The organism is Salimicrobium halophilum, assembly GCF_900100295.1.
GTDB lineage: Bacteria > Bacillota > Bacilli > Bacillales > Halobacillaceae > Salimicrobium > Salimicrobium halophilum.
Window position 1 is genome coordinate 45,845 of record NZ_FNEV01000001.1, and the last position, 12,512, is coordinate 58,356.

Genomic DNA, 12,512 nt, shown 5'->3' on the forward strand with positions numbered 1-12,512 from the left:
ATGATGACAACACAAAGAATAGGCTATTTAGGACCCAAAGGTACATTCACGAAGATGGCGGTGGATTCATTATTCGAAGGCGGGGAATTCGTCAGTTACGAGACCATTCCCGCTTGTCTGGACGCTGTCGAGAATGGAGAAATCGATACGGGCGTCGTTCCGCTAGAGAATGCGATCGAAGGCTCGGTCCACTTGACCATCGATTATCTGATTCACCAGGTCAATCAGGCGATTATCGCGGAACTGACCGTGCCGATCCGCCAGCACCTGCTGACGCATCCGGATTACCACGGAGAAGAGATCACCGAAATCCATTCGCATAGCCACGCGATTGCACAGTGCCATCAGTTTCTGCATAAGCATTATCCGAACGCGGAAATTTTTTATACGGCTTCTACAGGGCGTGCTGCGGAAGTTGTGAAAGAGAAAGGCCCTCACGCAGCGGCCATCGGGAATCACCTGGCTGCTGAGATGAACGGTCTTGATATCAAGGAAAGCAACATCCATGATTACGATAACAACCATACGCGGTTCGCCGTTGTACAGAAAGAGCCGAAAACTCTTCAAGTAAAGGATCATCCGGTCGAGAAGCACAAAACGACTGTCATGGTGACCTTGCCTCAGGACTACGTAGGGGCTTTGCATCAGGTGTTGGCGGCTTTCGCCTGGAGAAAGATGAACCTTTCGAAAATCGAATCGAGACCGATGAAAACCGGACTCGGGAATTATTTCTTCCTCGTGGATGTGGACCAGCCCTATGATCAGATATTGTTCCCCGGGGTACAGCAGGAGCTTGAAGCTCTTGGCTGTAAGCTCAAGGTGCTCGGGACGTATCCTAGTTATGAAATAGATGTTCCGGCCCCGGTCACGAAGTAACGCAGGCGCACCTTGAACGGGTGCGTCTTTTCTGTGCGTTTTCATCAATTTTTCTTTCTTCGGTGCATACAGTAGTAATGTATGTTAGGAAGAGAGGAGCTGTTTTAGTGAGGATCCACATCGTCCAGAAGGGTGATACGTTGTGGCAGATCGCGAACAAATACAACGTAGACCTCGAAGTGCTGAAGCAGATGAACGCACATTTGTCTGATCCGGATGTACTCATGCCGGGAATGAAGATTCAGTTGCCGGCAGAAATGCAGAAGAAAGAACAGTGGAAACAGGCCCCGAAAGAACACATGAAGAAAGATATGGACTATCCTGAGATGGGGAAAAAGAAAGAAGATATCCCGCCACCTCCCGAGATGCCCATGCCGACCATCGATCAGCAGATGCAGGACTATTATAAAAAACACCACTGTCCTCCACCGGTGAAAGGGGAGCCACAAGCATTCATTTGTTATCCTATCCCTCTCCCGAAAGAACATAAACATTATCCTGATAAACCACCCTGTTACCCATACCCGCGCCCGAGAAGATAATGGCTCTGGTCTCCGGATCGCTACAAAAGCGGTTCGGACTTTTTTTGTGCTGCTTCCTGCCGTTCTGACTTTTCGAATGGTTCCGGGGTATGCTAATATTAATTACTATATGAATGGAGGGAAGAGTATGAAGCAAGAAATAGAAAAACTGACGACTTGGCTCCAGCAGAAAGTGGAGGAAGCAGGAGCGGGCGGATTACTTGTCGGACTCAGTGGTGGCATTGATTCTGCAGTAGTCGCCAACCTTATCAAAAGGGCATGCCCGGATGATTCCCTCGGAGTGATCATGCCTTGCAAAAGTGAAGGGGAAGATGAACGTCATGCGAAGGAGGCGGCTGAGGCCTGTGGATTGAAAACGGTCAAGATCGACCTTACAGAGACGCATGAAACTCTGTTCCCTACTATCCAAAACCAGTTGCAGGAAGCCGGGTTGTATGAAGAGGAGGCTCAGCAGCTTGCTGATGCAAACTTGCGGGCGCGTCTCAGAATGAGTACTCTTTATACTGTCGGAACCAATCAGAAATATCTGGTTACCGGGACGGATAACGCTGCTGAATGGCATACAGGTTATTTCACGAAGCACGGCGATGGCGGAGTCGATCTCGTTCCTCTCGTCCATTACACAAAAGGGGAAGTGCGTGAAATGGCTGAATACCTCGGCGTTCCTGATTCCATCATCAACAAACAGCCGAGTGCCGGGCTCTGGCAAGGTCAGACGGATGAAAATGAGATGGGCACCTCGTATGAAATGATCGATCGTTATCTGAAAGGGGAAACGATTCCGGAGAAGGATAAGAACATTATCGATTCTCTACATAATCGTTCGCATCACAAACGTCAGATGCCCGCGTCTCCTCCTGAAGAATAATCGAATAGAAAGGCCTTCTTTTTCAAAAACTTAGGAAAAGGAGGTCTTTCTTTATGAAAAAATATTTTACGATACTGGTGCTCCTCATTATCGCTGGGTGCGGGGCCGAGGACGGGGCTAATCCTCAAGATATCGATGTTTCTCCTACGAAGCAGAAGACTATAGAGGAAAGAAAGAAAAATCATACGGAGAAAAGCAGCGACAATCGATTCCAGAACAAGGAAGCATTAGCGATCGCTGAAGAAGTGAACCGGATGAAAGAGGTTGCCACTGCCCAGGTATTTTTCAGTGATGATTTCGTACATGTCGCTGTAGCGTTGAATGTAAGGGACGTACGCGACCAGGATGTAGCAGATAAAGTGAGAGCGGTCGTAGAACCATCCACCACCCTGCCTGTGAAAGTGTACACCAATCGCAGCTATAAAGAACGAATGGATAACTTAGCGGAACGTCAGAGACCTGGGCAAATCGGACACGCAATCGAACAATTTTTCCGGTCCCTCGGGGAGTGAACGATTTTGACACAGATTCGAACTTTGGTATAGTGATAAAAGGAAAAACTTGCTTTGGAGAGGAGAATGTCCGATGGCAGGCCATTCAAAATGGAGTAACATCAAACACCGTAAGGGCGCACAGGATGCCAAGCGTGGAAAACTGTTCCAAAAACTGGCGCGTCAGATTTTCGTTGCTGCAAAACAAGGGGATCCGGATCCTGAAATGAACCCGGACCTGCGTCTTGCTATTGAGAAAGCCAGATCCAACAACATGCCGAAAGATAATATCGATCGCGCTGTGAAAAAAGCGACCGGGGATCTCGAAGGCGAAAGCTATGAAGAGATCGTTTATGAAGGTTATGGACCTGGCGGCGTTGCCGTAATGGTGAACGTTCTTACCGATAACAAAAACAGAACGGCTCCTGAGGTTCGCCATGCTTTCAGTAAACACGGAGGAAACCTTGGGGAGAACGGATGCGTTTCCTTCATGTTCGATAGAAAAGGATTTATTACGATTGACCGCTCTCAGACAGAGGTAGAAGAAGATGATATCATGCTTGAAGCGATCGAAGCAGGAGCGGATGAACTGGAGACGACCGATGATTTCTTTGAAATCTATACAGAGCCTGAGAACTTCCAGGACGTAAAGAAAGCATTGGGGGAGTATCCGCTTCAGACTGCTGAAGTGACGATGATTCCACAGACGTATACGCCTCTTGATGAGGAAGGTGTCGAAAAGATGTTGAAGTTGATCGATATGCTCGAAGACAACGACGACGTGCAGGATATTTATCACAATCTCGATGCTGATCAAGAAGTGTTGGAAAAGTTATCCTGATTGAGAAGCCCGCAGAGATGCGGGTTTTTTTATGGCTTTGGCTTGTTTGATCGGTTTTGAACCGTACAGGACACGTTTCGCTTGATGAGTGTACCGCAATTAACCGTTTAGGTACGTTCAGAACTGTTAGCACGTTGTGAACGGTTCGTTTTGTCATTAATGAACCGTTCAGAGAAAAGTTTAACGGACGAATGTACCGGAAAAGTCTGAAGACGCATTTTTTCGATTGGTCTTTCTAACGGGCTTCTCCGCATTTCACCGTGATCCAGTTGCACCTCGTAGCCCTTAGCGACATAAGCAAAAACCATCTGAAAGAAGAAAGGGCACTTCTTTAAGGTGGTTTTTGCTTACGCGAGAAGGGCTGAACACGAGGCTCCACATTTCACTCCGATCTAGCTGTGAAGCCCAGAAGTCCATAATATAAGTAGCCAACCCTGTTTCGGGTAAGATCGCCCGAAGCCAGGCTCGTCTACTTATATTAGAACTTCTGAACGGGCTTCTCCGCTTTTCACTAATACGAACAGGTGTATGTATGTTACAATAACTTAGAGTAAGATAGGAATGGAGAGAAGTGAATGATTGCTTATATAAACGGATTGTTGACATCGATCGAAGAAGAATCCATTATTGTAGAGGTTCAAGGTATTGGCTATGAAATTTTCTGTGCCAACCCTTTTTATTTTGAGCCCAGCATGAATAAAGAATTAAAAGTTCATACATACCATCACGTGAGAGAAGATGCCCAGATTCTTTTCGGATTCGCTAAGAAAGAAGACAAGTACTTGTTCTCGAAGCTCTTGAATGTCTCGGGTATTGGTCCGAAAGGGGCGCTCGCCATTCTAGCGGGTGTCAGTGTGGCCGATTTCGTTGGAGCCATCGAACGCGAAGATGATAAGTACTTGACGAAGTTCCCGGGTGTCGGGAAGAAGACAGCCAGACAGATGATTCTCGATCTGAAAGGGAAACTGGTCGACTGGATTCCGGATGAAGAGAATGAAGCTACGATTTTCTATACAGAAGCGAGAGCGGATCAATCCCTTGTCGCAGAAGCGTTAGAGGCGCTAGAAGCTCTTGGCTATTCAGACAAAGAGCTGCAAGTTATCAAACCGGAGCTGCACAAAGTAGAGGCGGATAAAGTCGATGACTACGTCCGGCATGGGCTTCAGCTACTTTTGAAAGCATAGAAAGGAGGGATAAGGATGGAAGAGAGGATCATCTCAGGAGAACAACAGGGAAGAGAAGAGGATATGGAACAGAGTCTCAGGCCGGAGTTTATATCCCAGTACATCGGACAGGAAAAGACGAAGCAGAACCTGAGGATTTTCATCGAGGCTGCAAAGATGCGCGAAGAGCCGCTTGACCATACGTTGTTATACGGGCCTCCGGGGCTCGGAAAGACGACGCTTGCCTCGATCATCGCTAATGAAATGGGCGTGCAATTCCGGACGACTTCAGGTCCTGCCGTGGAGAGAGCCGGTGATCTTGCGGCTATCCTATCTTCCCTCGAAGCAGGAGATGTGCTTTTCATTGATGAGATTCATCGTCTGCCGCGTTCGGTGGAAGAAGTGCTGTATCCGGCAATGGAAGACTTCTGTCTGGACATTGTGGTAGGGTCGGGTCCAAGTGCCCGGTCGGTACGTCTTGATCTCCCTCCGTTCACGCTTGTCGGTGCGACGACAAGAGCCGGGTTGCTATCTGCTCCGCTAAGAGACAGGTTCGGAGTCCATGGACGTCTCGAATTCTACGAAACAGAGGCGCTCGCGGAAATCATCAGAAGGACCGCAGAGATCTTCGGGGTCTCCATCGATCAGGAAGCTTCCGAAGAAGTGGCCAGTCGTTCCCGAGGGACACCGCGTATCGCCAACCGTCTCTTGAAAAGGGTGAGGGATATCGCCCAGGTGAAGGGAGAAGCCGAAATCTCTCTTGCTACCACGCAGGAAGCCCTCGGAATGCTCCAGGTCGATGAAGACGGTCTGGACCATATCGACCATAAGCTGCTGCTTGCCTTGATCGACTCATTCCGGGGAGGCCCGGTCGGAGTGGATACGATGGCAGCGACGATCGGGGAGGAATCCCAGACCATTGAAGATGTGTATGAACCTTTCCTGTTACAAAAAGGGTTCATTCAGCGTACGCCAAGAGGTCGTGTAGCCACTCCGAAAACATATAGTCATTTTGACCGGGAGGTACCGGGACTGTGACTGAATTCAGTAAACTTTTTATCGTAATCGGCATCATTTTCCTGCTGATCGGACTGATAGGGACGTTCATCGGCAAACTTCCTGGAGATATCAGCTTCAAGAAGGGGAATGTAAGCTTTTACTTTCCGATTATGACCTCGATTGTTGTAAGTATTGTGTTATCCCTGATTTTTTATATAGTAAGCAGATTGAAGTGAGGATGAAGAATAATGACGATGGATATCAATCACTACGATTTTGACCTGCCGGAAGAACTGATTGCCCAGACTCCATTGAAAAACCGGGATGCTTCCAGGCTGATGGTCATGGATACGAAAAAGAGAGAAATCGAACATCGGGTGTTCTCGGATATCAGAGAATACATCCACCCCGGTGACTGCCTCGTGTTGAATGACACGAAAGTTCTCCCTGCACGTCTGTATGGAGTCAAAGAAGAGACGGGCGGTAAGGTGGAAGTTCTACTTCTCCATCAGCATGAAGGAGATACATGGGAAGTGCTGATGAAGCCGGCGAAAAAAGTGAAAGAGGGAACGGTTCTGACATTCGGCGACGGACGTCTGAAAGCCGTTTGTACAAAAGAGCTGGAGCACGGAGGTAGACTCGTCGAATTCTCGTATGAAGGCATTTTTCTCGAGGTGTTGGAGTCTTTAGGAGAGATGCCACTTCCTCCGTACATCACAGAGCAGTTGGAAGACCGCGACCGGTATCAGACGGTGTATGCAAAAGAAGAGGGTTCTGCAGCTGCTCCCACCGCAGGTCTCCACTTTACGGAAGACCTTATGCAAGAACTGCAGGATAATGGTGTCGAGCTGATTTATTTGACGCTTCATGTCGGGCTTGGGACATTCCGTCCGGTAAGTGTGGATAACGTTGAAGACCATGATATGCATGCGGAATTCTACACCCTGAGTGAAGAGTCTGCGGACCGATTGAATAAGGTGAAGGAAAAAGGAGGCAGAATCATATCTGTCGGAACTACTTCCACACGTACGCTTGAGACGATTTACCGTGGTAATGATCGATTCGTCGCAGAGAGAGGATGGACCGATATTTTCATTTATCCTCCTCAAGAGGTGGAATCGATTGATGGGCTGATTACTAATTTTCATCTGCCGAAATCTACGCTGATCATGCTGGTCAGCGCCATAGCCGGCAGAGACTTTATCCTCGAAGCGTACAATCGTGCCGTGACGGAACGGTACCGCTTTTTCAGCTTCGGAGATGCAATGTTAATTTTAAAGTAGGAGTGGAAGATATAAATGGCAATTACGTATGAACATATAAAAACTTGTAGACAGACAGGAGCGAGGCTCGGGAAGGTCCATACTCCTCACGGGACGTTCGATACTCCTGCCTTTATGCCGGTCGGAACGCTGGCAACGGTGAAAACGATGAGCCCGGAAGAACTGGAGTCGATGGGCGCCGGTATGATCCTTTCGAATACGTATCACCTCTGGTTACGTCCGGGATCCGATATCGTGGAAGAAGCCGGTGGACTGCATAAATTCATGAACTGGAACGGTTCGATTCTGACGGATTCCGGAGGTTTTCAGGTATTCAGCCTGAGTGATCTTCGTAAGATTAAAGAAGAAGGGGTCCATTTCCGTAACCATATCAGTGGAGAGAAGTTATTTCTTTCTCCGGAGAAAGCGATGCACATTCAGAACCAGCTTGGTGCCGATATTATGATGGCTTTTGATGAGTGTCCTCCATACCCTGCTGAACACAAGTATATGAAGGATTCGGTGGAACGGACGAGCCGCTGGGCGGAGCGTTGCCTCACCGCACATAAACGGCCCCATGATCAGGGTCTTTTCGGTATTGTGCAGGGCGGAGAATACGAAGACCTTCGAAAGCAAAGTGCCAGAGATCTTACATCCCTCGATTTCCCCGGTTATGCAATCGGTGGACTTTCCGTAGGGGAGCCGAAAGACGTCATGAACCGCGTTCTTGAATACACGACGCCTCTACTTCCGACGGACAAACCTCGCTACCTTATGGGAGTCGGATCGCCTGACTCACTGGTTGACGGTGCCCTGCGGGGAGTAGACATGTTTGATTGTGTGTTGCCGACACGAATCGCCAGGAATGGCACGTGTATGACTTCGAATGGCCGTCTCGTTGTCAGAAATGCAAAATTTGCCCGTGATTTCCGACCACTCGATGAAAATTGTGATTGTCACACGTGCCGGAATTACTCCAGGGCCTACATTCGTCACCTCGTGAAGGCGAATGAAACGTTCGGGATCAGACTTACTACTTATCATAATCTTTATTTTCTGTTAAACTTGATGGGGCAAGTGCGAGAAGCCATTAAAGAGGACAGGCTCGGAGATTTCCGGGAAGAATTCTTTGAACAATATGGTTTCAACAAGCCAGACGCGAAAAACTTTTAGAGGGGGAAGATTCGAGGATGGAAACACTAGTAGGGCTTTTACCTATCATCCTGATGTTTGTCATCTTTTACTTCTTGCTGATTCGTCCACAACAGAAGAAGCAGAAGCAGGTACAACAGATGCAATCAGAACTGCAGAAAGGTGATGAAATCATCACTATCGGTGGGATGCATGGTACGATTCATGCCATCGACGAAGGAACTGTCGTAATCACGGTGAACGACGGAACGAGCATGAAATTCGACCGTTCTTCCGTACGCGAAAAAAAGAATGACTAAGTAATAAATGACAGTAGAAGTCTGTAGAAAAACGGTATGTTTTTCTGCAGGCTTTTTCTATTGCATTAGGAAAACTGCGCAAGGTCTGTATGAAAGGCTGAACGGTTGAATATAGTGAAGCAAAAGGACAAACAGGGGGATAACCATGGAATCACTATTTACCATCCTAATATTTGCTGCCGTTTATGCTTTTGTAATTATGGAAATGTGGAACCGTGCGGCTGTCGCTTTGACAGGTGCACTTCTTCTGATCATCGTTCAGATCATGAGTTGGGAAGAAGCCATGGACATGGTGGAGTGGGAAACGATCATATTATTATTCTCCATGATGGTCCTTGTCGGTGTGGTGAAGCATACGGGGGTTTTCGACTACTTCGCTGTCCGCCTTGCGGAACTTGTAGGAGGCAAGGCTATCCCTCTTTTGATGGTGTCAGGGTTATTTACAGCTGTAGGTTCTGCCTTCCTCGATAATGTGACTACTGTCCTTTTGTACACCCCGATTTTACTGACGTTGACCAGACGCCTCGATCTTCCCGCATTCCCTTTCCTTGTTACGACGATCTTATCTGCGAATATCGGAGGAGCTGCGACGCTTGTCGGAGATCCACCCAATATCATGATCGGGCAGGCAGTGGAGCGATTTTCCTTCATTAGCTTCCTTTCGCATCTTGCTCCAGTTGTAATTGTCATTCTATTGATTGTCTTTTTCCTTTTGTATATGATGTTCCGTTCTTCGCTCAGTGGCAAAGAATCGGAGAAATTATACCGATCCATGGACTCTCCCGGAGAGTATTTGGCAGACCATGCCTTTGTAGTAAAGGCGTCCGGCACCCTGCTTCTTACTATATGTTCCTTTCTTCTTCATCCTTTTCTCCCCATCGACCTGACCTCCCTTGCTATGGCCGGCGCTCTGCTTATGCTTCTCGTCTCTCATCCATATATGGAGACAGGAAAGGTGTTCGAGAAAATAGAATGGGAAACGCTGTTCTTCTTCCTCGGTCTATTCGTGCTGGTCGGAGGACTTGAAAAAACGGGGCTCCTCGATCGACTGGCGCTGACAGTCATGGAAACCTCGAAGGAAGATGTAGCTCTTACGTCCATGGCGGTATTATGGTCCTCCGGAATCCTCTCCGGGTTGATCGATAATATCCCTTTCGTGGCAGCAATGATTCCGGTGGTTCAGGAAATGGCCGATCTCGGGTTTGACCAGATCGATGTTGTGTGGTGGTCTCTGGCGCTCGGTGCCTGTCTTGGAGGTAATGCAACGCTTATCGGTTCTTCCTGTAATATGGTCGTGGCAGGAATCGCGGCCAATTACCGGACGCCGTTACCATTTCTCCGTTATATGAAGTATGGGATGCTTTTTACGCTTCTTTCGCTCATTATAGCGACCGTTTACGTATTTTTCCGCTATCTCCAGGGGTAATTTTACCGGTTCAGGAAAAGAATAAGCGTAACGTCGTTGATGGAGGAGAGCGTGTATGATTATACAACTGGTGAGCGCCACTTTTTTGACATATGTATTCGTCCTTCTGGTCTTTCGTCTGATGGGAAAGAGAGAGATAGGGGAGCTCAGTGTAATGGACCTCGTAGTATTCATTATGATTGCAGAAATCGCTATTATTCTTATTGAAGAACCTGCGGAGTCGATGGTGAAGGCCATCGTACCAATGATCACTTTACTGCTTATCCAAAGAGGGAGCGCTCTTCTGTCTCTGAAAAGCGAGAAATTCCGTCAGTGGTTTGACGGGAAGCCGGCGTTCATTATCGAAGACGGTAAAGTGAACGAGAAGGTCATGAGAGAGCAGCGCTACAATTTCAACGATTTGTTCGTTCAATTAAGAGAAAAAGGAGTCCAGCACCTGGCGGATGTTTCCTTCGCCGTGCTGGAACCTTCAGGGAAGCTTTCTGTTTTCGAAAAAGATGAACAAGGGAATTCGGGTTTTGCTTATCTATTGATATGTGACGGGAAGATCCTTAAAGATGGATTGAAAAAAGCAAGCGTCACAAAAGAGTGGCTGATGAACCAACTAAGAGATCGCGGTATAATGAGCGAAGAGGACGTATCGATTTGTACAATCGCGGAAGACAAGGAGTTGTATATCGACAGGAAGTGAAGGGTCACTTTTTGACAAAGAGACGCCATTCATCTTTCTTTACTAATCCAAGCATTACAGAAAGAGGGATGTAAATAAGACTCACGGTTGCAATGGACAGGAAAAGAGCAATGGGAGAACCAGGGAGAGCATTCGTTGTGACGTACCCGACCGCAAAAGAAAGGGACAGGAGGACAAGGAATGCCCCTGCTTGTTTGCCTGTCATGATGTGATAACGGTGCCTGTACATAGTGAGCATGTGGAGACCGGTGACCAGCACGACGCCGAGTACCATCGCAATAACGACACCTGAAAAGCCGATGGACGTAGTAAGGAGTAGAAGGATGCTGTACTTCAAGAGATTCCCGAATAATGAGTTCATCATCGCTTCCTTAGCAAAATCGAGTGCCTGGAGAGCTGCCTGTAGTGGACTCTGCATGTAATGCAGCAGAAAGAAAGGAGCCATCAACTTAAGCATCTCATCTCCTGAAGTCGTGTTATAAAGAAGAGATAGAATAGATGTCGGGTGAATGAGGAGAAGGATCGTCGCAAATCCTCCGGATAGCAGAGACAGACGGATCGCTTGTTGAACCCGATGATTGACAAGCCCCCGGTCCCCTGATGCATGAGCCTCACTCAAAGCCGGTATGAGAGCGGTGGACAGCCCGTGTGTAAAGAAGGCCGGCATCATGAGAAGAGGCAGAATGAATCCTGTCAGCTGTCCGTATAACTGTGAGACTTCGATAGTCGTGTATCCGAAAAGCGTCAGGCCTTGAGCTACGACAATCGGTTCCAAAAAGTAAGTGGAAGAACCGATCGCCCGGTTCCCGGAAGCGGGAAGAGCTATATTCAACAAAGGCCTTGCAATACTTTGAGTTTTCTCGTCTGCCACAGCGGGATTATAATCTTTTCGGAAATAATAGATCATACATACTAATGAGACGATTTCTCCGATCACTGCCCCGATCATGACACCTGCTGCTGCTGTAACAAGCCCGTAAGCAAGAAGGGGGGGAGTAAAGATGAAAATGAAACCGATACGAACAACCTGCTCGAGTACTTGGGTGTAGGCTTGCGGTTTCATATTCTGTCTTCCCTGGAAATATCCTTTGATGACAGAACTTACCGCAATTACAGGGATAGCTGGAATAATGGCGCGGAGAACCATAGTCACCCGCCCGTCCTGAAGCAGGACATCTGCGATGAACGGCGAAATAAACCATAACCCTACTCCTGTCACAATGCTCATGACTCCTGTCACCCACAGGGAGAATACCAGCGTAGGTTTGATGAGTTCCTCTTTTCCCGAGGTTTCCAGTTCGGATATTCGTTTCGCTATAGCGATCGGGAGTCCGACCTGGGTGATGGTAAAGACGAGCACCAGGGTAGGAAGAGCCATCATATAGATGCCTACCCCTTCTTCACCGAGGATGCGCGCAGTGACAATTCTGTTAACAAAGCCGAAAATCCGGGTAATAAGCCCCGCTATGATAAGGAGGAGTGCCCCTTTCAGGAAAGTTTGTTTTGACATTATCGTCCATTCACCTTCTCAAAGAAATAAAATTCCGCTACAATGGATTATATGCTTGTACATAAATAAACAATGACTCTTCATTAGAAAAGGAGTTCGGTTTTTATGGAAGAAAAGCACGTGCAGGAATGGAGGAGTTATATCGATCCTGCTTTAGAGAGTAAAAAGCAGGAATTTTTACTGCTTGGTTATTCCACTGCCACGAAAGAAGAGATATGGAATTGCCTGAACAAAAAAGTATGGAAGAAAAATAAACAGAAACGTCTTCATGCTGTCGTCCAGGACGTGTTCCGGCTCCAGCCACATACGTATCTAAGTTACGTAGCCAACCAGATTTATCAGAATGATGACTTGAAAGCGAGCCTTGAGGCAGTGACGAAAGGTTTCTAGGC

At 47.6% G+C, this 12,512-nt stretch carries 15 protein-coding genes; 14 read left to right on the plus strand and 1 reads right to left on the minus strand.

Translation table 11 applies throughout. The features are described 5' to 3' along the window. Window positions 1-3: 3 nt before the first annotated feature. From pheA to BLQ44_RS00300, 13 genes are all read left to right on the plus strand, one after another. The gene (gene pheA, locus BLQ44_RS00240) at window positions 4-876 is read left to right on the plus strand and encodes a prephenate dehydratase (protein ID WP_093190596.1); all 873 of its coding nucleotides are present in this window, start codon (window positions 4-6) and stop codon (window positions 874-876) included. Between the two features lie 107 nt (window positions 877-983). Continuing rightward, entirely contained in the window at window positions 984-1,418 is a 435-nt protein-coding gene (gene safA / locus BLQ44_RS16760; RefSeq protein WP_093190598.1) for a SafA/ExsA family spore coat assembly protein, read from the plus strand. A 127-nt stretch (window positions 1,419-1,545) separates the two neighbouring features. Then, window positions 1,546-2,286, plus strand: a complete 741-nt coding sequence (gene nadE, locus BLQ44_RS00250; protein WP_093190601.1) for an NAD(+) synthase — start codon at window positions 1,546-1,548, stop codon at window positions 2,284-2,286. Window positions 2,287-2,339: 53 nt separating this feature from the next. Next, window positions 2,340-2,798 carry a YhcN/YlaJ family sporulation lipoprotein gene (locus BLQ44_RS00255; protein ID WP_093190603.1) on the plus strand — a complete coding sequence of 153 codons (459 nt, stop codon included), beginning with the start codon at window positions 2,340-2,342 and terminating at the stop codon, window positions 2,796-2,798. A gap of 73 nt (window positions 2,799-2,871) precedes the next feature. Next, entirely contained in the window at window positions 2,872-3,618 is a 747-nt protein-coding gene (locus tag BLQ44_RS00260; RefSeq protein WP_093190606.1) for a YebC/PmpR family DNA-binding transcriptional regulator, read from the plus strand. Between the two features lie 575 nt (window positions 3,619-4,193). Next, the gene (gene ruvA / locus BLQ44_RS00265; protein ID WP_093190608.1) at window positions 4,194-4,802 is read left to right on the plus strand and encodes a Holliday junction branch migration protein RuvA; all 609 of its coding nucleotides are present in this window, start codon (window positions 4,194-4,196) and stop codon (window positions 4,800-4,802) included. Between the two features lie 15 nt (window positions 4,803-4,817). Beyond that, entirely contained in the window at window positions 4,818-5,819 is a 1,002-nt protein-coding gene (gene ruvB / locus BLQ44_RS00270; protein WP_093190611.1) for a Holliday junction branch migration DNA helicase RuvB, read from the plus strand. Next, window positions 5,816-6,016 (plus strand): DUF2905 domain-containing protein, encoded by a 201-nt coding sequence (locus BLQ44_RS00275; RefSeq protein ID WP_093190614.1) that lies wholly within the window; start codon window positions 5,816-5,818, stop codon window positions 6,014-6,016. Before ruvB ends, BLQ44_RS00275 begins: the two co-directional genes overlap by 4 nt. 18 nt (window positions 6,017-6,034) lie before the next feature. Further along, window positions 6,035-7,063, plus strand: a complete 1,029-nt coding sequence (gene queA / locus BLQ44_RS00280; protein ID WP_093191981.1) for a tRNA preQ1(34) S-adenosylmethionine ribosyltransferase-isomerase QueA — start codon at window positions 6,035-6,037, stop codon at window positions 7,061-7,063. 15 nt (window positions 7,064-7,078) lie between these two features. Continuing rightward, entirely contained in the window at window positions 7,079-8,215 is a 1,137-nt protein-coding gene (tgt, locus tag BLQ44_RS00285) for a tRNA guanosine(34) transglycosylase Tgt (protein ID WP_093190616.1), read from the plus strand. A gap of 17 nt (window positions 8,216-8,232) precedes the next feature. Next, complete coding sequence (gene yajC, locus BLQ44_RS00290; protein ID WP_093190619.1) at window positions 8,233-8,493, plus strand: preprotein translocase subunit YajC; 261 nt, start codon at window positions 8,233-8,235, stop codon at window positions 8,491-8,493. A gap of 145 nt (window positions 8,494-8,638) precedes the next feature. Beyond that, on the plus strand, window positions 8,639-9,919 hold the full coding sequence (locus tag BLQ44_RS00295; RefSeq protein ID WP_093190621.1) for an ArsB/NhaD family transporter: 1,281 nt from the start codon (window positions 8,639-8,641) through the stop codon (window positions 9,917-9,919). A 55-nt stretch (window positions 9,920-9,974) separates the two neighbouring features. Further along, the gene (locus BLQ44_RS00300) at window positions 9,975-10,610 is read left to right on the plus strand and encodes a YetF domain-containing protein (protein ID WP_176757377.1); all 636 of its coding nucleotides are present in this window, start codon (window positions 9,975-9,977) and stop codon (window positions 10,608-10,610) included. 4 nt (window positions 10,611-10,614) lie between these two features. On the opposite strand, the gene spoVB is transcribed toward BLQ44_RS00300, so the two are convergent. Continuing rightward, a complete protein-coding gene (gene spoVB, locus BLQ44_RS00305; RefSeq protein WP_093190624.1) occupies window positions 10,615-12,120 on the minus strand; it encodes a stage V sporulation protein B in 1,506 nt (501 codons plus the stop codon). 105 nt (window positions 12,121-12,225) lie between these two features. On the opposite strand from spoVB, the gene BLQ44_RS00310 reads away from it, so the two are divergent. After that, window positions 12,226-12,510 carry a post-transcriptional regulator gene (locus tag BLQ44_RS00310; protein WP_093190626.1) on the plus strand — a complete coding sequence of 95 codons (285 nt, stop codon included), beginning with the start codon at window positions 12,226-12,228 and terminating at the stop codon, window positions 12,508-12,510. Window positions 12,511-12,512: the final 2 nt, after the last annotated feature.

Coding starts and splice junctions, on each gene's coding strand:
- ruvB (WP_093190611.1), top strand. CDS start 4,818: ATGGAAGAGAGGATCATCTCAGGAGAACAACAGGGAAGAGAAGAGGAT.
- BLQ44_RS00300 (WP_176757377.1), top strand. CDS start 9,975: ATGATTATACAACTGGTGAGCGCCACTTTTTTGACATATGTATTCGTC.
- queA (WP_093191981.1), top strand. CDS start 6,035: ATGGATATCAATCACTACGATTTTGACCTGCCGGAAGAACTGATTGCC.
- nadE (WP_093190601.1), top strand. CDS start 1,546: ATGAAGCAAGAAATAGAAAAACTGACGACTTGGCTCCAGCAGAAAGTG.
- tgt (WP_093190616.1), top strand. CDS start 7,079: ATGGCAATTACGTATGAACATATAAAAACTTGTAGACAGACAGGAGCG.
- BLQ44_RS00255 (WP_093190603.1), top strand. CDS start 2,340: ATGAAAAAATATTTTACGATACTGGTGCTCCTCATTATCGCTGGGTGC.
- yajC (WP_093190619.1), top strand. CDS start 8,233: ATGGAAACACTAGTAGGGCTTTTACCTATCATCCTGATGTTTGTCATC.
- ruvA (WP_093190608.1), top strand. CDS start 4,194: ATGATTGCTTATATAAACGGATTGTTGACATCGATCGAAGAAGAATCC.
- BLQ44_RS00310 (WP_093190626.1), top strand. CDS start 12,226: ATGGAAGAAAAGCACGTGCAGGAATGGAGGAGTTATATCGATCCTGCT.
- BLQ44_RS00295 (WP_093190621.1), top strand. CDS start 8,639: ATGGAATCACTATTTACCATCCTAATATTTGCTGCCGTTTATGCTTTT.
- pheA (WP_093190596.1), top strand. CDS start 4: ATGACAACACAAAGAATAGGCTATTTAGGACCCAAAGGTACATTCACG.
- BLQ44_RS00260 (WP_093190606.1), top strand. CDS start 2,872: ATGGCAGGCCATTCAAAATGGAGTAACATCAAACACCGTAAGGGCGCA.
- spoVB (WP_093190624.1), bottom strand. CDS start 12,120: ATGTCAAAACAAACTTTCCTGAAAGGGGCACTCCTCCTTATCATAGCG.